Annotated in this window: 20 protein-coding genes and 1 pseudogene; 6 read left to right on the top strand and 15 right to left on the bottom strand. The window is 60.3% G+C overall.

Features of this window, described 5'->3' with window-relative positions; all coding sequences use genetic code 11:
* Nucleotides 1–5: 5 nt before the first annotated feature.
* From ABVQ20_RS29205 to nifS, 13 genes are all read right to left on the bottom strand, one after another.
* Complete coding sequence (locus tag ABVQ20_RS29205) at nucleotides 6–929, bottom strand: SIR2 family NAD-dependent protein deacylase (protein ID WP_354463191.1); 924 nt, start codon at nucleotides 927–929, stop codon at nucleotides 6–8.
* A gap of 37 nt (nucleotides 930–966) precedes the next feature.
* Nucleotides 967–1,179, bottom strand: a complete 213-nt coding sequence (gene nifT, locus ABVQ20_RS29200) for a putative nitrogen fixation protein NifT (protein WP_184878085.1) — start codon at nucleotides 1,177–1,179, stop codon at nucleotides 967–969.
* Nucleotides 1,176–1,496, bottom strand: a complete 321-nt coding sequence (locus ABVQ20_RS29195; protein ID WP_354463190.1) for a nitrogen fixation protein NifZ — start codon at nucleotides 1,494–1,496, stop codon at nucleotides 1,176–1,178. Before ABVQ20_RS29195 ends, nifT begins: the two co-directional genes overlap by 4 nt.
* Before the next feature lie 92 nt (nucleotides 1,497–1,588).
* Entirely contained in the window at nucleotides 1,589–1,783 is a 195-nt protein-coding gene (locus ABVQ20_RS29190; protein WP_354463189.1) for a 4Fe-4S binding protein, read from the bottom strand.
* Nucleotides 1,784–1,815: 32 nt separating this feature from the next.
* Nucleotides 1,816–3,297, bottom strand: coding sequence for a nitrogenase cofactor biosynthesis protein NifB (gene nifB, locus ABVQ20_RS29185; RefSeq protein ID WP_354463188.1), 1,482 nt, complete (start codon nucleotides 3,295–3,297; stop codon nucleotides 1,816–1,818).
* 238 nt (nucleotides 3,298–3,535) lie between these two features.
* Nucleotides 3,536–5,278 carry a nif-specific transcriptional activator NifA gene (gene nifA, locus ABVQ20_RS29180; RefSeq protein WP_354463187.1) on the bottom strand — a complete coding sequence of 581 codons (1,743 nt, stop codon included), beginning with the start codon at nucleotides 5,276–5,278 and terminating at the stop codon, nucleotides 3,536–3,538.
* 180 nt (nucleotides 5,279–5,458) lie between these two features.
* Nucleotides 5,459–5,758, bottom strand: coding sequence for a ferredoxin family protein (locus tag ABVQ20_RS29175; RefSeq protein ID WP_354463186.1), 300 nt, complete (start codon nucleotides 5,756–5,758; stop codon nucleotides 5,459–5,461).
* A gap of 11 nt (nucleotides 5,759–5,769) precedes the next feature.
* Nucleotides 5,770–7,077, bottom strand: coding sequence for an FAD-binding protein (locus ABVQ20_RS29170; RefSeq protein WP_354463185.1), 1,308 nt, complete (start codon nucleotides 7,075–7,077; stop codon nucleotides 5,770–5,772).
* An 11-nt stretch (nucleotides 7,078–7,088) separates the two neighbouring features.
* On the bottom strand, nucleotides 7,089–8,198 hold the full coding sequence (locus ABVQ20_RS29165; protein WP_354463184.1) for an electron transfer flavoprotein subunit alpha/FixB family protein: 1,110 nt from the start codon (nucleotides 8,196–8,198) through the stop codon (nucleotides 7,089–7,091).
* A 17-nt stretch (nucleotides 8,199–8,215) separates the two neighbouring features.
* A complete protein-coding gene (locus ABVQ20_RS29160) occupies nucleotides 8,216–9,067 on the bottom strand; it encodes an electron transfer flavoprotein subunit beta/FixA family protein (RefSeq protein ID WP_354463183.1) in 852 nt (283 codons plus the stop codon).
* A gap of 185 nt (nucleotides 9,068–9,252) precedes the next feature.
* On the bottom strand, nucleotides 9,253–9,633 hold the full coding sequence (gene nifW / locus ABVQ20_RS29155; protein ID WP_354463182.1) for a nitrogenase stabilizing/protective protein NifW: 381 nt from the start codon (nucleotides 9,631–9,633) through the stop codon (nucleotides 9,253–9,255).
* Nucleotides 9,617–10,864 carry a homocitrate synthase gene (gene nifV / locus ABVQ20_RS29150; RefSeq protein ID WP_354463181.1) on the bottom strand — a complete coding sequence of 416 codons (1,248 nt, stop codon included), beginning with the start codon at nucleotides 10,862–10,864 and terminating at the stop codon, nucleotides 9,617–9,619. The genes nifW and nifV overlap by 17 nt, the downstream gene beginning before the upstream one ends.
* Nucleotides 10,861–12,078 carry a cysteine desulfurase NifS gene (nifS, locus tag ABVQ20_RS29145; RefSeq protein ID WP_354463450.1) on the bottom strand — a complete coding sequence of 406 codons (1,218 nt, stop codon included), beginning with the start codon at nucleotides 12,076–12,078 and terminating at the stop codon, nucleotides 10,861–10,863. Before nifS ends, nifV begins: the two co-directional genes overlap by 4 nt.
* Nucleotides 12,079–12,221: 143 nt before the next feature.
* On the opposite strand from nifS, the gene ABVQ20_RS29140 reads away from it, so the two are divergent.
* Complete coding sequence (locus ABVQ20_RS29140) at nucleotides 12,222–12,443, top strand: hypothetical protein (protein ID WP_354463180.1); 222 nt, start codon at nucleotides 12,222–12,224, stop codon at nucleotides 12,441–12,443.
* Between the two features lie 31 nt (nucleotides 12,444–12,474).
* Here the strand turns inward: ABVQ20_RS29140 and ABVQ20_RS29135 are convergent, their stop codons facing one another.
* Complete coding sequence (locus ABVQ20_RS29135) at nucleotides 12,475–12,795, bottom strand: HesB/IscA family protein (RefSeq protein WP_354463179.1); 321 nt, start codon at nucleotides 12,793–12,795, stop codon at nucleotides 12,475–12,477.
* Nucleotides 12,796–13,320: 525 nt separating this feature from the next.
* Here ABVQ20_RS29135 and ABVQ20_RS29130 point away from each other — a divergent pair.
* The 5 genes from ABVQ20_RS29130 (at nucleotide 13,321) to ABVQ20_RS29110 (ending at nucleotide 17,507) form a co-directional block, all read left to right on the top strand.
* Nucleotides 13,321–13,479: a hypothetical protein gene (locus tag ABVQ20_RS29130; protein ID WP_354463178.1), complete on the top strand. Its 159-nt coding sequence runs from the start codon at nucleotides 13,321–13,323 to the stop codon at nucleotides 13,477–13,479.
* Nucleotides 13,480–13,551: 72 nt separating this feature from the next.
* Nucleotides 13,552–14,613, top strand: a complete 1,062-nt coding sequence (locus ABVQ20_RS29125) for a hemin-degrading factor (protein ID WP_354463177.1) — start codon at nucleotides 13,552–13,554, stop codon at nucleotides 14,611–14,613.
* Between the two features lie 10 nt (nucleotides 14,614–14,623).
* Nucleotides 14,624–15,454 (top strand): TroA family protein, encoded by an 831-nt coding sequence (locus tag ABVQ20_RS29120; protein ID WP_354463176.1) that lies wholly within the window; start codon nucleotides 14,624–14,626, stop codon nucleotides 15,452–15,454.
* A gap of 74 nt (nucleotides 15,455–15,528) precedes the next feature.
* Nucleotides 15,529–16,122, top strand: a complete 594-nt coding sequence (locus ABVQ20_RS29115) for a glycine-rich domain-containing protein (RefSeq protein ID WP_354463175.1) — start codon at nucleotides 15,529–15,531, stop codon at nucleotides 16,120–16,122.
* A gap of 95 nt (nucleotides 16,123–16,217) precedes the next feature.
* Entirely contained in the window at nucleotides 16,218–17,507 is a 1,290-nt protein-coding gene (locus ABVQ20_RS29110; protein ID WP_354463174.1) for a glycosyltransferase family protein, read from the top strand.
* 335 nt (nucleotides 17,508–17,842) lie between these two features.
* Here the strand turns inward: ABVQ20_RS29110 and ABVQ20_RS29105 are convergent.
* Nucleotides 17,843–17,947: pseudogene (locus ABVQ20_RS29105) on the bottom strand (IS110 family transposase); the annotation flags it as partial.

The following is a 17,947-nucleotide window of genomic DNA, read 5'->3' as shown; positions in this document are numbered from 1 at the left end:
ACGACTCACATCAAAGGCGTTTGTTGATCCTGGCCACCATCTGCTGCGGAGCCTGACCCGACAAACCGAGCCACGGCTTCACTTACGGGCATGTCGATCACTGTGATTCCGCTTGCCGCAAGGAAACGGGCTTCGTTTCTGGTCAGCGTTTGCGCATCCATTATCGTGCAACGTGGGCCTTCGGAACGCTTCATGATCTGCCTGGCGAAGGTGCGCAGCATCTGATCGTTGAAGCGGCAGCCAACGAAGAAAAAGCCACGGTTCGTGCGCCGCTCCTTCACCACGTCAGGGATCGGCGTCTGGATGTCGATTTCGGTCAGGACTTCAACATAGTCCGAATCTGCTACGAGGAAATTTGCGACCGGCCTAATGCTGCCGTGAGGTGTATAGAGAACCGTCTTTGCCACCGATCCGGGTTCGAGTTCACTCCCGGCCAAGTCATAGGTTTTCGTCCAAATGTCACCGAATTCGCTCGCTCGCGTCACGCCTTGTATCTCGACGACGTCCGTTCGGCCGGCGTCTGCGAGGGCCGCGCGCATGGCGCCGTCGTACCAGCTGTCGATGATGAGGGAGAGCGGCAGCTTTGCGAGCCAGGCGTGGAGAACGGTCGGCGCCGCCGGCGCTGCGAATATCTCGGCCATCCACGCTTGAAGCGTCCGGCGATGCCGGCGCTGTTCGATGAACTGTGCGACCGACCACATATTGGTGCGAATCTTGGAAGGGGCTGGCGCGCGCGTGTTGAGCGCCGCGGCGACGGCTTCCGGGCGGTGCGGTACAGGCGTTTCCTCGCAGCTGAACCTGAGGAGACCCGGACCGAGATATGGGATCACCGCATCGGCCGCGAGCGCTTCGTTCATCAGGTCAAGCAGCTTTTCGGCAAAACTGTCCTGGACGACGACGAGGTGGCCCCAGTTCAGGATGGTGTTCATGCTCGTTTCCTCTCGACGCCCTTATCAACCGGCAGCATCAGACCTCGTCGGAGATCTTCCTGGCCTCGACGGTGATCGGCAGACGCGTATCCCGTGGAAGGTCGGGCAGGACGAACCGCCACCCGTTCCTGAGCGTTACGGCCCCGCCCCACAAGTCTTCGTTCTCGAGCTTGACGATCGGCTCTTCGAGGTCCTTCTTGGGCACATATGCCGACAAGCCAGCACCGGTCCTGCGGATCATTACTTTCATCTTGCTGCTCCTCGATTTTCAGGGCTTTCGGCACTGCAAGGAACCTCGACTTTGTCGAGGCTCATAAGTTCACGCGCTCGCATGCCGACGATCGTGCCGCGATCGACCCATTCGACCGCATAGATGAAGAACTGCTGGAGAAAGGTGCCAATGTCGCGCACATAACCCTCGTCGCCCTTCCGCACGAGGTTTTCGCCGATCTCCCTGCCAGGATAGGTGCCGTCATTCTTTACGTGTCGTGTGGCACGGACCCGCTCACCCGGCATAAATCGTGGAGGCTTGCGGATTTCGACCTCCTGTTCGCGTCCCAGCCACATGGCCGTTCCTTCTTTTCTCGAGGCTGCAGGTTGTCGGCAACGGAGTTCCAGGCGCCCTGCGGAGGCGAACCCGGCCGTGTCGGTAACCGAATTCAGGCAGGAACGCAGGTCTTCGGCACCGGACATACCGAGGCGCATTGCTGCGTGTCGAAGGCCTCCTTGCATTCGGTGCACTTGTCCGGATCGATCACGTAGCTCTCGCCCTTGAACTTGATCGCGACGGAGGGACATTCGAACTCGCAGGCGCCGCATTGGGTGCATTGGGATGCGATGATCTTGAAAGTCATTTTAGCTCCTGGTTCGATTGGAATGAGACGGCTCAGGCCGTCGCCGCCAGGGGTTGGACCCCAAACTCGGCGGCGTAAATCGCGCTGATTGCGGTCTCGATATAGTCATGGCCATAAGCGTCGGCTGCTCGGATTCCAGCTTCCGCTAGTTGATCCTTGGGGCAGTCTCCGATCTTGGCGCACAGCACGATGTCTATGCCTTCCAGCGCAGCGATGACGCCGTCTAGGGTGGCGTTTTCGCCCCGGCCGCCGCGGCAATACTGCTCGGCCTTGCGATGCCCAACGAAGCTGATCCCTCTCGGCGAGGCCTCATAAACCTGGAATTCCTTCGCATGGCCGAAGTGTTCGTTGACACGGCCGCCGCCCCTGGTGGCCACGGCGACGAGAAGGGACTTGCCGGAACCCGCGGCCTTGACCATTCCGATCGCCTCGCTTCTGGCCGCCAGGTGATCACGGCGCTCGTGCGCGACCACCTCTTGATAGGCTTCGCGCCTGCTCGGATCGTAGGTGACCTCGCCGGGAATGCTGTCGAGCGTGAATTCCTGGCCACGATCCTCGCCGAGCAGGCCAACGGCATCGGCCCGGCACTGCCGGCAGTGGCGCATCAAGTTGGCGCCGCCTTCCAGACGATCCTGAAGAGCCTTCATCTCCATTGCATTTGGGCCACGCTGCCCGGTCAGGCCGAAGTGGGTACCGTGCGCCGGTTCGGAAATCAGCGGCATGACGTTGTGCACGAACGCGCCACGCTCCTTGACCCATCTATTCACCTCGAGCAGATGCTCGTCGTTCACGCCGGGGATCATCACCGAATTGATTTTGGTGAGGATGCCGCGCGCGGTCAGCATCTCCAGGCCCAGCATCTGCCGCTCATGCAGGATCCGGGCAGCTTCTATGCCGATGTAGCGGCGATGGTCGTAAAAGATCCAAGGATAGATCTTTACGCCGACTTCAGGGTCGACCATGTTGATGGTGATCGTCACGTGATCGACATTCATGTCGGCAAGCTCGGCGGCATGGTCCGGCAGCGCCAGCCCATTGGTGGAGATGCACAGCTTGATGTCGGGGATTTCCCTGGCAACTCGTTCGAACGTTGCCTTTGTCCTTTTCCAGTCGTAACAGGCATCGCCCGGTCCGGCGATGCCGAGTACGGAAAGCTGCGGCACCTCGTTGGCGACCGCGATCACCTTGCGTAGCGCCTGGTCGGGTGTCAGCTTCTCCGAAACCACCCCAGGCCGACTTTCGTTGGCACAGTCATATTTGCGATTGCAGTAGTTGCACTGGACGTTGCAAGCGGGGGCGACCGCGACGTGCATGCGCGCGAAATAGTGATGCGCTTCTTCCGAAAAGCAGGGGTGATCCTTGATCTTCTCCCAGACGGCCGGATCGATGTCGTCCGGCTTTCCCGACAAGCCGCAGGTTGAAGATGCGCAGCCACCGGATTTCGCGGTCGCCAGCAACTGGTCGAAGGATGTCGTGCTGGTCAGGCCCTCAAGCGAAATTATCGGTGCGGACATCGAACGGCTCCGTTCCTGGTAACGTCGCAGTTCAAGGCGCAAGAGCTATGCCAGCTCAAAGAGCGGTTTTAGTTCACGAATTGGCTTTCCGTGTCGGAATCAGTCGGTTTGCTCCGACACAATTTTGTCGGGCTTCCGACAGCGCACAAGCGACCCGGCTCGCGAAAGGCACCGCGTCTTGGGCACCCGGAGTGTGAGGAAGACTACGCAGGCCCGACGGTTGACGTCATCAGGACGCCTAGAATTTCTTCACCTCGATACCATGCCGGCGCAGAGCGTAGCCGACCTGCCGCGGCGTCAGCCCGAGGATACGAGCTGCCTTGGCCTGAACCCAGCCGGCCTTCTCCATCGCGTCGGTCAGGCGGTCGCGTTCCGTCAGATGCGGGCCTATTGCAGGGCAAGCGGGATCGTTCGGGTAGACGACCTTGACGGGCGATACCTCGCCTTCCGGGGCACCGATGCGCCGAACCGGCATCGTGTCACGCCGGGAGAGTTCGTCGACGGCATTGCGGCCATGCGAACGGTAACCTGCCTTCCAGAGGAGCGACGAAAGGCATTGGCTGTTCTTGCAGGCGAAATCCGATGGAGTGATCGTCCTTGAACGCGCAAGTGTAGCCGTCCTTTGCACGCAGTTTTCCAGCTCGCGGACATTGCCGGGGAAATAGCATTGCGAGATCAGATCAAGCGCCGATGGCGCGAAGGCGAGTTCGCGATGGTTCTCCTTGTTGAATCGGTCGAGGAAGGCGTTCGCAAGGCGTGGAATATCGCCGGCTCGCTCTCTGAGCGGGGGAAGGATGATTGGCACAACATTGATGCGGTAATATAGGTCGGCCCTGAACTCCCCATCTAGGACAGCCGTCTCGAGATCCTTGTTGGTGGCGCATATGAGCCGGACATCGACCTGAAGCGTTCTCGTGCCGCCCACTCGCTCCAGTTCGCCTTCCTGCAGGACGCGCAACAGCTTGGCTTGAAAAGCAGGCGAAATCTCGCCGATTTCATCAAGCAGCAGCGTTCCGCCATTTGCCAATTCAAATCGGCCGGCGCGCTGGGAGATAGCCCCGGTGAAGGCGCCCTTTTCGTGTCCAAACAGCTCTGATTCCAGAACGCTTTCAGACAGTGCGGCGCAGTTCAATTTGACGAAAGCCTTCTTCCCCCGAGGTGAAAGCTTGTGGATGGCCTGGGCAAAGAACTCCTTGCCGGTGCCGCTTTCGCCCCGCAGAAGCACGGTGGAATTCGTCCTTGCCACGACCTTTACAGTTTCGAGCACCTGCTTGAGTGCAGGACTTTCCCCGATGATCCCGTCGACCTTAACATGCTGGGCTGGGTCGATCCTCTCCTCGTCGAGCCATTTCTCCGGTCTCCTCTGCTCCTCGATGAACCGCTGTTGATCCATACTCAGGATGCGATGGAGACGAATGGTCCGGCCGATAAGGTCGGCGACGATGGTTAGGAAGCGTACGTCCTTGTCGCAGGGGGAGCTGATCTCGTCATCGACGCGGTCGATGGACAATGTCCCAAGGATCTCGTGCTCAGCCTTTACTGGGATACCGATGAAGGCAATTGGGATTGTGTCGCCGCTCGAAGCCGGTTGAAAGTCAGCCTGAAATAGTTCGGACTTGCTAACATCGTGTATGACGAGCGGCGCCCCCGTAGCGACGATCCGGTCTATCGCGGCTTGCGGTATGGCGCGGCCAATTCCTGATTGAGGTGGGTGGGAGCTGCCGGCGGTTGCGGTAATCTCCGGCTCCGCTTTAGCGTTCAGGACAACGATTGCTCCATGACGCATTTGCACAACTGAGGAGAGGGTATTCACGACATTGGCAATCGTGATCTCGAGCCGGGCGGGGGCGGTCAGGACCTTCGATATCTCGTAGATTCCCCTGAGCGAGATATCCGCTTCGTGAATGGAGTTGATCCGTGGTTCAGGCAGGATGTTCCGAGGTCCTATTTCATCGATCCGATCTCGCAGTGCGTGAGCCATGCAAACACCTCAGGGGTTGTCGTCCAGGGGGCTCCTCCCAAGCGCCGTTTTTTGTATTCGAATTCCAAAACCACAGTATTCACTAGCTTCTTTCTAATGTGAAAGATCATTCTAGCAGCGGCTGACGTGCCGAAATTTCAGGTCTGGTAAGATTCACGCTCTTGAAAAGACGCGCGCCGATCATCCGAACTTGAAGAGGACACCGAAGCCGCCGCGTGGATAGTTCCACTCGATCTCTCCACTGGTCTCGCACAATATCCGGCAGGTGCCGCACTCCATGCAGCCGTCAGGGGTGATCTCCACTTGACCCTTGTCGTTCAACTCATAACATTTCGCCGGGCAGACGTGGGTCAGCGCGAGCAAGTTCGCGCTGGGCTTCTCGTGCGGTCGCACTGTGATGTGCGGACGGCCAGGATCGACCAGGTAGCGGTTCTGGTAAAGCTTGTCCTCGACACGTGACTTCGTCACTGCGATCGTCATCTCGTCTCCCCTCAGCGCCACGCGAATGCCAGGCGGACCGCGTCGCTGACCAGCCCCCAGCGCGAGCGCGCCTTGATGAAGGCGGCCGTGGTCGCCTTTTCCTTCTCAATCTTCGGCGTGCCGTCGACACGCATGAAGTTCTGCGCGGCTTGCGACATCAACCGGGGATAGGTCGTGAAGAAATTGCTGGAATTGGTGTGAAGCAAGGCCGGCATGTCTTTGTATTTCCTCAGATCCTTGACCACGAAGGACTTGTCCAGCATGGCTTTGTAGAGGGCGAGGTTCCGTTTGGTCATTGGACCGTTGCGGCTCTTGACCTTGACGATTGCCTCAGCCGCGATGCGGCCGGAGGTCATGGCGAGGTTCGAACCCTCGCGGTGAACGGCATTGTTCAGTTGCGCGGCATCGCCGACCACGACCCAACCGTCGCCAAAGAGCTGCGGAATCGCCTTGTAGCCGCCTTCGGGAATGAGATGCGCGGCATATTCTTTCACCTCCGAGCCAGCGATCAGCGGCCGGATCGAAGGATGGTTTTTCAAGGCATCGAGCAGGACGTAAGGGCTCTCCATCATTGCGGCGAAATCGGAGACGAGGCAGCCGATGCCCAGTGAGATCGACTCCTTGTTGGTGTAAAGGAAGCCGAGCCCGGCCATGCCGCGGGAGGTCGTGCCCACCGCCTCGATCACGCAGCCTTCATCGCCCTTGAGGCCGAACCGCTGCTCAATGACCTCTTCGGGCAGGAAGTGCATTTCCTTGACCGCGAGCGCCACGGTTTGCGGTTTCGGAATCTCGCGCAGGCCGGCCCGCGGGCCAAGCAGTCCTGAGACACCTTCTGCTAGCACGACCACGTCCGCGAAGATCGCTCCGCCGGCCCGATCCGTGCGGACGCCGACCACCCGGTCCTTGGCATCACGGACGAGTTCCGTCACGGTCGTCTCGCACAGAACCGTGGCGCCGGCCTCGCGCACCTTGCGCGAAAACCATTTGTCGAACTGGGCACGGATGATCGTATAACGGTTGGGCTTCGCCTCATTGAAATCGTCCGACCGATAGTGAATCCCGGTGTGGGATGTATCGTCCATCACCCAAAGCCGCTGTTCAACCAAATGCCGCTCGAGAGGTGCGTCATCGCGGAAATCCGGGATGATTTTCTCCAGCATGTTCGCATACATGATGGCACCCTGGACATTCTTGGAGCCCGGATATTCACCGCGCTCCAACTGCAGCACCTTCAGCCCGTGGCTTGCCATGGTGTAAGCAGCTGCGTTTCCGGACATGCCGGCCCCAATAACAATGGCGTCGAATTTTTCCTCGATCATGTCCATCTCCCTTAGCTCGCAAGCTTATCGCGACTGTGAGGCGACAGCCGCCGGGTGAAGGCTTCTGTCAGTGCGGGCAGGAAGCGGATCGCGTCGGTGACGATCCCGAGGTGGGCGAAATCGAAGATCGGCGCGTTCGGGTCGGTGTTGATGGCGACGATGAGATCCGCCCCCTCGACGCCAACCCGGTGCTGGATGGCGCCGGAAATCCCGGCGGCTATGTAAAGCTTCGGCCGAATGGTCTTGCCAGTTTGGCCGATCTGCCGATCAGCCGGCATCCAGCCCTTCTGGACCAATGGGCGCGAACAGCCATGCTCGGCGCCAATTGCTCGCGCGAGATTCTTGACAAGCTGCAGGTTCTCCGCCGCGCCGAGACCGAGGCCTCCCGCAACCACGACGTCGGCATAGGCAAGATTTGCCTTTGCCGACTGATTATCCGGCAGGAAGCCGAGGACTTTGGTAACGATCTCGTCCTCGGCTGCCGACAGCTTTTGCCGGATGACGCGCCCTACCGGCTTATCTGCCCGCTGCGGCATGGGCATGACCCTCGGCCGCACTGTCGCCATCTGCGGCCGGTAATTGAGGGTATAGATCGTGCATAACAAGGAACCGCCGAAAGTCGGACGGGTCGCGGCGAGCGAACCGTCGGTATCCACATCGAGTTCGGTGCAGTCGGCCGTGAGTCCTGTTTGCAAGGTCGTCGCCACGGAGCCGGCAAGATCCCTGCCGAGTGTGGTCGCACCGAGAAGAAGGATCTCGGGTTTGTGGGTATCGACCAGATCCGTCATCGCCTTGGTGAAAGGCTCGTTCCGATAGTCGGCGAGCAGTGGCGCCTCGACAATGTAGACAAGGTCGGCGCCATAAGCGAAGGCCTCGGCAACAGCGCTCCCGATGGCCTCTCCCGGCGGTCCGAGCACGACGCCCGCAAGCTGGACCTGAAGCTTGTCAGCTAACTTGCGGCCTTCGCCGAGCAGTTCGAATGATACGGGATGGACCTGACCGCGTTCGAGCTCGATGAAGACCCAGACGTGCCGGTAGTCCTTGAAACGCTCGGGCAGCTCCTTCTTTATGCCGGCACGGCCGGCGGCAGGGCGAGGGGTTTCTCGGTTCGCGGTCGACATCGTTTTGCTCCTTGCCGTCACGCGCCGCCGTTGAAGGCGAGCTCATGTTCCAGCGCCGGCTGGCGGGTGAAGATTGCGGCGATCAGTTCGTCAGCGATATCGCGCAAGATCTTCTCCGCAGTATCGATTTGCACCGCCTTTTCCGCCCGCGCAGTAGGGGCGAATACGCGCTTGACGACCGTCGGCGAGCCGCGCAGGCCGCATTTGGTGAGGTCCTCAATTCCGGCGTCGGCCGCACTCCACTTCAAGACCCGGGTGCGCGCGGCGCACAGGGCGTCCTTGAGCGAGCCCCGGCGGATCTCGTTTGTGCCTTCCAGCATGGTGATGAGGCAAGGGAGCCTGCTCTTCAGCATCTGCGTGCCGCCTTCGGAGCGGCGCTCGACCTTGATTTCGCGCGCATCGAGATCGACAGAGGCGATCTTCGCCACATAGGTGAGTTGCAGGAGATCGAGGCGCTTGGCTATGCCGGGCCCGACCTGGGCGGTGTCGCCATCGATTGTCTGCTTGCCGGTGAAGACGATGTCTGGCGTGCCGAACGTCTCGCCAACCTTCGCGATTGCCTGGGAAAGAGCGAAGGAGGTCGCCAGCGTGTCGGAGCCGGCAAAATAGCGGTCGGTCAACAGCACCGCGCGGTCGGCGCCGTAACCGAGCGCCTTGCGCAGCGCGTCCTCTGCCATGGGCGGACCCATAGTGAGCACGGTGACCTCGCCACCATAAGCGTCGCGCAGTCTGAGTGCTTCTTCGAGTGCGAACAGGTCGTAAGGGTTGATGATGGTCGGCACACCCTGGCGCATGATCGTGTTCGTCACCGGATGGACCCGTATCTGTGCCGAGTCCGGCACCTGCTTGATGCAGATTACGATGTGCATTGGCGGTTTCTCTCGGCTCCTATCCGGATGCGGGCTTGGCAGTTCATCTCCTTGGTTGCATCATTCGTGCCAACTGTTTTGCGTACCCCTGCTGCTAGAAATTCGGTTGGTTGCTTCCGAGGGCGCCGTCGTGATGACGGGATCTGTCGGCTTCTCGACATTGTCGCGTCGCAACCGTGTCGCGCTCATTCCTTTCCGAACCGCTTCAGGACAGCGTCGAACGGGACGAAGGCGTGGCCCGGCGTGGCAGGCGTGTTCGGATCGTGGTCTTTGAGCACCTTGAAGACCCGGTGCGTGAGCGGCGAGGAAATCGCGAAGTCCTCGTGGGCGCGCTCCAGCGTGGCGCGCACCCGCGCGGCGATCACCTGGTCGGGCAGACCGGAGAAATCTTCTTCGGCAAGGTATTGGCCCATCTGCTTCATGATATGGAGCCGTGAAACATTCAGCACCTTCGGGTCATAGGAGACGCCAAGGACGGCGAAGAACTCCTCGGCAGCCGACAGGCCCTTCAGTCGCGCGAGGATGTTCGTGACATCGATGGGGCGGTTGTCAGCGGAACAATTCATTGCATTCTCCCTGGTCGGAAAACTGTGGTGTCGGCGCGTTCGTCGCAGGGCCGACCTGCGCGCAATCCGCGGTTGGAGGAATGAAATGGGATGAACCAGCCAGGCATGCCTCGCTGCTCATTTTATCGTAGAGCTCGACCAGTTGAGTTGCAGTGACGGTCGATTTGGTCTCGGCCGCCTTGCGGCGGACGCGGGCCACCATAGCGGCTGCCAGATCCGGGTCGAGATCGCGGCCGCCTTCGCTCAGCACATGGGCGATCGCCGTGGCACCGGAATGCTTGCCGATGACAATACGCCGGCAGCGGCCCAGGAGAGCCGGATCGAGCCCCTGAAAGCTACGCGAGTCCTTCAACTGCCCTGCGACGTGAATGCCGGACTCGTGGGTGAAAACATCGGCGCCGACGACCGGCTTGATGGCTGCCGTCGGTCGGCGGGCGGCCCGCGCCACCTGGGCGGCGAGATTGGGCAACGCGGTCAGATCGATGCCAGTATCTGCGCTGTCGAGGACGGCCATCGCTGTGGCTACCTCTTCCAGCGCGGCATTGCCGGCGCGCTCGCCGAGGCCGAGGACGGTCACCGAGGCATGGCGCGCGCCGGCGCGGATCGCGGCCAGCGTGTTGGCGACGGCGAGGCCGAGATCGTTGTGGCCATGAAATTCGAGGTCGATGGGAGACTGCGCCGCGACCCGGCCGACAATTTCGAAGGTCGAAAAGGGGTCGAGAACGCCGACCGTGTCGGCCAGCCTGACGCGGCTCGCGCCAGCGCGCGCGGCCGTCTCGATGACGCGGGCGAGATGATCCGGATCAGCCCGCGAGGCATCCTCGCAGCCCACGGCAACGAAAAAGCCGCGGGCGGCTGCACGCCCGACCATATGCTCGATGATCTGGAGCGCTCCCGTCCGATCGAGGCCGAGCTTGGCGGCGAGGTGGATGTCCGATGCAGGCAGCGACAGATTGACGGCGGAGACGCCGCTCTCGATTGCTGCCTCGAAATCCTGCGATGTCATCCGACACCAGGCGGTGAGCCGAACCGGGAGACGCCTCGCGACCGCGGCGCGAATTGTTTCAATCTCGTCGGCGCCCATGGCCGGCGTGCCGATCTCGATCTCTGGGACGCCGGCTGCCGCAAGAGACTCGGCGAGCTCCAGCTTTTCCGCCGTCGTAAAGGCGACACCGGGTGCCTGCTCGCCATCGCGCAAGGTCGTATCGTTGAGAAAGACCTGACGGTTCATGAGCGACTGCCGGTTCTTCCGGCGCCGGGGCATAGACCCGCTTGAAGGTCTTCGGCACTTCGCTTACCCGGCCCAGAATTGCGAACGCCACGCAGCCTCTCCACGATTGCCGGCATGACCTCGAGCGCCCGGTCGACGTCCGCTTCGCCGTTGTCGCGCGCGAAGGAAAAGCGGACTGCCCCGTGTGGCATGTTCATCGCCCTCAAGACATGGCTCGACTCCAGGCAGCCGGAGCTACAGGCGGAGCCGGCCGAACAGGCGATGCCCACGCGGCTGAGGAGAAGTGGGATTGCATCGCCTTGGATATTTTCGAAGGCGATGTTTGCGGTGTTCGGCAACCGTTCCAGCGCATCGCCAGTGACGAAGGTGTTCGGGATCCGCTGGAGAACCCCGCTCTCGAGGCGGTCGCGCAGCGACTTTACCCGTGTCGTCTCGTCGTCCATGAATTTCAACGCGAGTTCCGCCGCCATGCCGAGCCCCACTATGCCGGGCGTGTTCTCGGTGCCCGCACGCCGTTCGTGCTCTTGGGGACCCCCCTTGATCAGCGAGCAGAAGTGCACGCCACGCTTTACATAAAGTGCTCCGATCCCTTTCGGGCCATGCAGCTTGTGGCCGGAGAGCGACAGCATGTCGATTGCGGTCGATTTCAAGTCCATCGGAAGCTTGCCGACCGCCTGCACGGCATCGGTATGGAAGAGGGCGCCAGCTTCCTTGGCCATCTCAGCAAGCTGGGCCACGGGGAAGATCGTACCGGTCTCGTTGTTCGCCCACATGATCGAGACGATTGCCACGCGTGGGGTGAGGGCGGCCTTGTAGGCATCGAGGTCGAGCCGGCCATGGCGATCCACCGGGATTGTGTGCACCTTGACGCCGCGCGTCTTCTCAAGATGCGCGCACAGCGTCAGCACGGCCGGATGCTCGACGGCGGAAGTTACGATCTCCGTTCGATCAGGCATCCCCTCAAGCGCCGAAAGAAGCGCTGCATTGTCGCTTTCCGTCCCGCCCGAGGTGAAGGTGATCTCATCATCGAATTGCGCGCCGATCAGCGCTTGCAATTGCCGTCGCGCCTTTCTCACCGCTGCACCAACCGAGGCGCCAAAACCATGCGTCGACGAAGGGTTGCCAAATTGGTCGGTAAAGAACGGCAACATCGCTTGAACGACCTCAGGATCGACCCGTGTCGTCGCGTTGTTATCAAGATAGACAGTCCTCATGCGTGAAATCCTCAGTTGACCGGAATGATGCGAGGCGCGAGGCCGGTCGCATTGAGCCTCTGGCGCATGCCGCTGCTGGTGACGCAGGCGGCCAGACAGACGCCGACGGTTTGACGTAGACCCGGTCGCCGCCGACATTCACAATGCCCGCGCCAGCGTCTTCGATCAGTCAAATTTGCTGCAGTGTCGCCGCGGCCGAAGTGCCGGAATTCTACGGCTTTGAACGTTCCCGTCACCGGATCGGTGCTGATCATTTTAAGCGCATTGCCGCAGGCGACGCGCCGACCGCACAGACTGCATTGGCCGTTTCCAGAACGGCAGCATTCTTCGGCCTGAAGGAGTATTCCTTGACCTTGTCGCTATAGTCCAACATGGCCTTTCTCGATATCCGGGCGATCAACTGAAGGACTTGCCGCAGCCGCACTTCCCGTGCGCGTTGGGGTTGTCGAAGACAAAGCCGGAGGATTCGAGTCCGGTGACGAAATCGACGGTCGTGCCGGCGACATGGGGCTGAGAGCCTGCGTCCACGAACATTTTGACCCCATCTGCCTCGATGATTGCGTCGCCCTCGCGCGAGACGCTCTCCAGGCCCATTGAGTATTTGAAGCCGGCGCAGCCGCCGGCCTGGACCATGATGCGAAAGCCTTCCGCCGGTTCGTCGGCGCGGGAAAGCGCGGTCTTGACGGCGGTAACGGCGTTGTCGGTGAGCGTAATCATGGTGATTTCTCCTCAGTCCGTGACGGTTTGCGGATCACCCTGCATGGACCGTGCCAATGGAAAAACCGTTTCACACCAGCGCGATCTCTCCAACACTGCAATGAATCTTGTGCGCCATTGCTAGGAAGACGTCGGGCAGCCGACACGTATTGTCGGGTTTGTCGAGTCTGCGACACGGGACTGCTCGGCCTGAGTTCCTGCGCCACTCTGACGTAAACCGTTGAGTGGCATGCAGAAGGTTTTTTCTGAGCTTGCGTCGGCGCAATTGGCACGACTTTTGAGGCTCCCTTTCGCGAGGCGGCAAGAACCGCCGGCCGATAATCGTCTCGTGGGTGTCCCCTCACGATGGATGGAACGAAGGAAGGAAAGCAACATGTCAGGCCTGGCGTCAGATCCGCTTTCTAGGGGAAAGCAGCACCGCTCGCGAAAGCGGAATGCCCCATCGACCGATTGGCGTCGATACCCACAATCGCTCACCACCGCCTGGTGGGCCATTGACCGGCGTGAGATGGATTCGACCAGCATGTGCCGGTCGGTGTCATTGCGTCTCGCCGTTCAGGCCGCACGCCCGGTTTCGAGCGGGTGCCGACGGCGATGCGCACGCTTTCCAGCAATACTCTGGGCGAGCACGCGATCGGGATCGAGCATTACGGCGCACTCTATCGGCTGAAGATCACCCGGTAGGGCAGCTGATCCTCAACAAGCAGGCGGATCAGTAACGGAAGTGAGCAGACAGACGACAGGCAGGTGGACGACATGGACCAGCGCGTGAAACCCTCGCCGGCCGAAATCCGGCGGGCGCGGGAAGACATTCCGAATACACGCGAGCGCGATCTCGCCGCTCAATTGGGCATTTCGGAAGCGGAACTGCTTGCGGCGCATTGCGGTTTCGGCGCGGTGCGCATCGAGCCGCGCGTCAATGACCTGCTGACCGGCCTCGAAGCGGTCGGCGAGGTGATGGCGCTGACGTGCAATGAAAGTGCCGTGCACGAGAAGATCGGCGTCTACGACAAGGTGCTCACCGGCAACCACCATGCCATGGTGCTCGGCGACGACATCGACCTGCGCATCTTCCCAAAAGCGTGGGCGCATGGCTTCGCCGTCGAGAAGCGCGATGGCGACGACATCCGCCGCAGCCTGCAATACTTCGATGCCACCGGCAAGGCAGTGCACAAGGTGCATCTCAGGCCCGCCTCCAACCTCTATGCCTACGAGAAGCTGGTGGCGGAACTCGAATCCTCAAGCCAGGAGCCGATCGTCTCGGTTATGGCGAGCGGAGCCGACGATGACGCTGAGATTTCGGACCAAGCCGCCGCGGTCGAGGACCTGCGCGAGCACTGGAGCGGGCTGACCGACGTGCATCAGTTCTTCGACATGTTGCAGACGCTGAAACTCAGCCGCTGCCAGGCGATGCGCATGGTCGGCCAGGATTACGCCTGGCTGCTCGACAATGATGCCGTTGGCGCCATGTTCCAACATGTGGCCGATGGCGAGATGCCGATCATGTGCTTTGTGGGCAATCGTGGTTGCATTCAGATCCATTCCGGCCCGATCAAGTCGGTCAAGCCGATCGGGTCCAGGATCAATGTCCTCGACGACACCTTCCACCTGCATCTCAGGACCCACAACATCCGCGAGGTCTGGGCCGTGCGCAAGCCGACCAGGGACGGCCATGTCACGTCTCTCGAAGCCTATGGCGCCGACGGCAAGATGATCATCCAGTTCTTCGGCACGCGCCAGGAAGGCGAACGCGAGCGCGGCGACTGGAGGTTCATGGCCGAGAACCTGCCGCGCATTCCCAGCCCGACCGCCGCGTGAGGTAAGACCAATGCGTATTGCTTTTCATCTCCGCTCCGTGCTCGCGCCGATGCTCGGCGTTCTGCTGACCGCCCCTTCGCCCGCCGAGGCCAATGAGGGCGTAGCTTTTTTTTCCGATCCGTCACAGATCGCTGGATCGGCGGCTCCATCACCGAGATCGTCTACGCTTGGCGAGGAAAGTCATCTCGTCGCTCGCAATTCGACGAGCTACTATCCGAAAGCCGCGCTAAAGGTGACCGATGTCGCCTACATGCGTCAGCTGCCGGCGGAGGGTGTTCTGTCGGTCAATCCGTCCAACATGCTGGCCTTGCACGGCAGCGGCGCGAAAGAAGCGGCCGATGTGTTGAAGAAATCGAACGGGCCCTTAATCGAGCTGCCGGGGCACCACCGCCATAAAGGCATTCTCGAAAGATCCGCGTCGTCGGCAAGAGCTCGGCGTCGATGCCAAAGCCCAAAAGTTCGCGGCCGAGATGGATGCAAAGGTGACGGCGGCCGAAAAGCAGACGGCCACGATCAAGGAGCGCAAGCGCATCCTGTTCGTGCTGTCGACACTTGGCAGCAAGATCCTTGCCGCGGGCAGCGACACGGCAGGCGACGGCATCATCAAGCGGTCAATACGGGCAAGGGTTTCTCTGGCTACAAGCAGATGTCCGACGAGGCGATCGGCACTGCCAAGGCGGATGTGATCCTGCCTATGAAGAATGCACGGCTGGGTCGTGCTTCGCTCACGCAGAGCGCCCCCCAAAGTACTGAACTCTTCGCTGGGCCATTCCTTGCTTGTGATCTGTACGAGGGTCCGGAGGCGCTGCAGGGACGTCAGAGGCCACCCATCCGGCGATGATGCTGTCGCCAGATCAAGAGCTGTTCTCACAGACACGTCGAGTGCGAACAGAGTACGACGAAAAGGAGACTTTCATGACTGAAGCAACACTCGTTACAGGCCGAGGTGGCGTGTCAACCATCGCGGCCGTCCAGCAATCGCCATCAATTGACGACGAACCCGCCACAGGCGCTCCGCACGGATACGCCCAAGAGGGCGGGTTCATCCAAGGCGCCTTGCGTCGAACCGCAGTCGCGGAACGATTCGATCTTTCTGTTGTGCTCGCGAGGTACCGGAGACAGTACGGCTTCTCACAAGCGGTCGCAGAGGACCATCGACGCGAACTCGTCCGTTTCTTGGCACTCTGCGCGACCGCCCGACAGTATGGCCACTCATACGGGATGATGGGCGCAGTTGATGAGCTGTGGCACATGTTCGTCATCTTCACTCGAGACTACGCTCGATTTTGCGAAGAGGTGGCGGGCATGTTCCTGCACCATATTCCGGAACCCCATGGCGTAGCTACGCAGGGTACCATCGACCGGTACCTCGCTTTCCTGGAGGACTACAGAACGGTCTACGGGGAAGCGCCGCCCCCAGCGTATTGGCCCAACCCGAAGCGCTCACCCCACAACACAGATGGTTCCTGCGACGGCTGCAACGGCTGCAATGCAGCATGCGTTACCTGAAGCAACACTTTTAGAAGGAGCGCGTCGAATCGCTCGGCCCCAGATCGGCCGAGCCATTCGTCCGAATACTCAGCTGAGAACGAGGGGGACGAGCCATGCATATTTTGATGTTCGGAAAGATGCCTCCTATCCAGGGGGGTGTTTCCAAGGCAACTTGGGTAGCGGCAACCGATCTTGTGACCGCCGGCCATACGGTAACCATCATCTCGAACGCCAACAGTATGGGTTACGGATTCCGGCAAATGGGATCGACATCCAGCATAGAGGCGACGGTTGCTGGCTTCGCGGGAAAGCTTGAGATTCGGCAGCTTGAGGCGGTGCCACGGCTCTCTTACATTCCATGGGCACCGCCGTACCTCAGCCAATTTTTAGGAAACGCCATGGCAGCCGCAAAGTTGCGTGCGCCCGACTTGGTGATTGGATGGTATCTTGAGCCCTACGGCGTTGCGGCTTCGATCTTTGGTCGATTGGCCGACACACCAGTCATATTGCGGCATGCCGGAAGCGACCTGGGTCGATTGAGGAAAGTTGCCGATTTAGGGCCACTCTATGACCACTGCCTATCGTCCGCAAGCCGTGTGATGGCGAGCAAAAAGCAGGATGCGTTGCAGATTGTCTTGGATGCGGGCGTCAGACGAGAAAGCCTTGTCCAAGCTCGCGGCAGGAGACTCGATGATTCCTTCTGGGAGCCTGCCCGATTTGACTTTGAGGCACTTGTCGAAGAGGCGGAGGCTTTCTTCAGCAACTACGGTTTCGAACGCGACTTCCTGAAGATGCTGACCGATTGGAATAGAGAAGGGTTGAGGTGCTCAGATCCGATTGTCGGCAGTTACGGGAAAATCGGGATAGCGAAAGGAACCTACAGCCTAATTGATGCGCTGGACCTTCTCGCGGATCGAAACGTCCCGGTCGCTTATCGCGCTCTGTGGAGTGCCGCGCCTGATCGCTTTGCTCATGCATTCAACCACCTTGCGTCAAAGAAACAGCTGCGGGGTCGAACGATCATTCTGCCACCGCTTCCTCCGTGGGAAGTTCCGGCTTTCATAAGGTCCTGCTCGGTGATCACGTTCCTGGAAAACAATTTTCCAATTGCCTTTCATGGGCCTCAGATACCGCGTGAGGTGCTGGCATGTGGTACACCGCTGATATTGAGCGGTGAAATTTGGTCGAAGGTGTCTTTCGCCCCCGAGCTGGCGGATCGGACAAACGCCCTGCGCGCCGAAGACCCCAACAACGTGGCCGAGTTGGCGTCGGTCTTAGAGCTGGCAATTACAGATCGCGAAATGCGAGCAAGCCTCTCACATCACGGAAAGACTCTCTCGCGCACAATAGAATCGACCGCCCTTCCGCATGATCCACTGATTGACGTGATCAGATCCATGTAAATACTCGATGCCACACTTCAAGCATACATGAAGCAGACGTATGGAGGAGCCTTCGACCGCAGTTCGTGCAGGGACCGCGTCAGAGTTGCTTCGCGATGTTCTTGCTTCCCTTCCTGGAGCGACGAAGCTGCGATTTGCCTCCACGACTGTCGAGCAGATAGGCGGCATACAAGCATGGAGCGCCCGAGCTTTTTGAAGGCCTCGCATTTAAGCACCTTTTACTCCATAACCGCAGGCCGTAGGTTCGAGCCCTGCTGCCCGTGCCATTTCCACAAGGAAATCCGGCACTTAGAAATAGCTTGCTAGGCTAGGCTAGACTAGAGTATCCGTCTTGGTCAAGGAATGTGTGGAGCCCATTTTCGGTCGTCCCTGATGAGTGCGTTTGCGAGGACGACAAGCTTTCGCATGATTGCGGTTATGGCGACTTTTGCAGGTTTTCC

Source organism: Mesorhizobium shangrilense (assembly GCF_040537815.1).
Lineage (GTDB): Bacteria > Pseudomonadota > Alphaproteobacteria > Rhizobiales > Rhizobiaceae > Mesorhizobium > Mesorhizobium shangrilense.
The sequence above is the reverse complement of the archived record's forward strand: the minus strand, read 5'-3'. Positions and strand labels throughout refer to the sequence as shown.

What these genes read in the sequence shown, in the direction of transcription:
- ABVQ20_RS29205 (WP_354463191.1), bottom strand. Translation starts at nt 929, where the DNA reads ATGAACACCATCCTGAACTGGGGCCACCTCGTCGTCGTCCAGGACAGT.
- nifT (WP_184878085.1), bottom strand. Translation starts at nt 1,179, where the DNA reads ATGAAAGTAATGATCCGCAGGACCGGTGCTGGCTTGTCGGCATATGTG.
- ABVQ20_RS29195 (WP_354463190.1), bottom strand. Translation starts at nt 1,496, where the DNA reads ATGTGGCTGGGACGCGAACAGGAGGTCGAAATCCGCAAGCCTCCACGA.
- ABVQ20_RS29190 (WP_354463189.1), bottom strand. Translation starts at nt 1,783, where the DNA reads ATGACTTTCAAGATCATCGCATCCCAATGCACCCAATGCGGCGCCTGC.
- nifB (WP_354463188.1), bottom strand. Translation starts at nt 3,297, where the DNA reads ATGTCCGCACCGATAATTTCGCTTGAGGGCCTGACCAGCACGACATCC.
- nifA (WP_354463187.1), bottom strand. Translation starts at nt 5,278, where the DNA reads ATGGCTCACGCACTGCGAGATCGGATCGATGAAATAGGACCTCGGAAC.
- ABVQ20_RS29175 (WP_354463186.1), bottom strand. Translation starts at nt 5,758, where the DNA reads ATGACGATCGCAGTGACGAAGTCACGTGTCGAGGACAAGCTTTACCAG.
- ABVQ20_RS29170 (WP_354463185.1), bottom strand. Translation starts at nt 7,077, where the DNA reads ATGATCGAGGAAAAATTCGACGCCATTGTTATTGGGGCCGGCATGTCC.
- ABVQ20_RS29165 (WP_354463184.1), bottom strand. Translation starts at nt 8,198, where the DNA reads ATGTCGACCGCGAACCGAGAAACCCCTCGCCCTGCCGCCGGCCGTGCC.
- ABVQ20_RS29160 (WP_354463183.1), bottom strand. Translation starts at nt 9,067, where the DNA reads ATGCACATCGTAATCTGCATCAAGCAGGTGCCGGACTCGGCACAGATA.
- nifW (WP_354463182.1), bottom strand. Translation starts at nt 9,633, where the DNA reads ATGAATTGTTCCGCTGACAACCGCCCCATCGATGTCACGAACATCCTC.
- nifV (WP_354463181.1), bottom strand. Translation starts at nt 10,864, where the DNA reads ATGAACCGTCAGGTCTTTCTCAACGATACGACCTTGCGCGATGGCGAG.
- nifS (WP_354463450.1), bottom strand. Translation starts at nt 12,078, where the DNA reads ATGAGGACTGTCTATCTTGATAACAACGCGACGACACGGGTCGATCCT.
- ABVQ20_RS29140 (WP_354463180.1), top strand. Translation starts at nt 12,222, where the DNA reads ATGCCCGCGCCAGCGTCTTCGATCAGTCAAATTTGCTGCAGTGTCGCC.
- ABVQ20_RS29135 (WP_354463179.1), bottom strand. Translation starts at nt 12,795, where the DNA reads ATGATTACGCTCACCGACAACGCCGTTACCGCCGTCAAGACCGCGCTT.
- ABVQ20_RS29125 (WP_354463177.1), top strand. Translation starts at nt 13,552, where the DNA reads ATGGACCAGCGCGTGAAACCCTCGCCGGCCGAAATCCGGCGGGCGCGG.
- ABVQ20_RS29120 (WP_354463176.1), top strand. Translation starts at nt 14,624, where the DNA reads ATGCGTATTGCTTTTCATCTCCGCTCCGTGCTCGCGCCGATGCTCGGC.
- ABVQ20_RS29115 (WP_354463175.1), top strand. Translation starts at nt 15,529, where the DNA reads ATGACTGAAGCAACACTCGTTACAGGCCGAGGTGGCGTGTCAACCATC.
- ABVQ20_RS29110 (WP_354463174.1), top strand. Translation starts at nt 16,218, where the DNA reads ATGCATATTTTGATGTTCGGAAAGATGCCTCCTATCCAGGGGGGTGTT.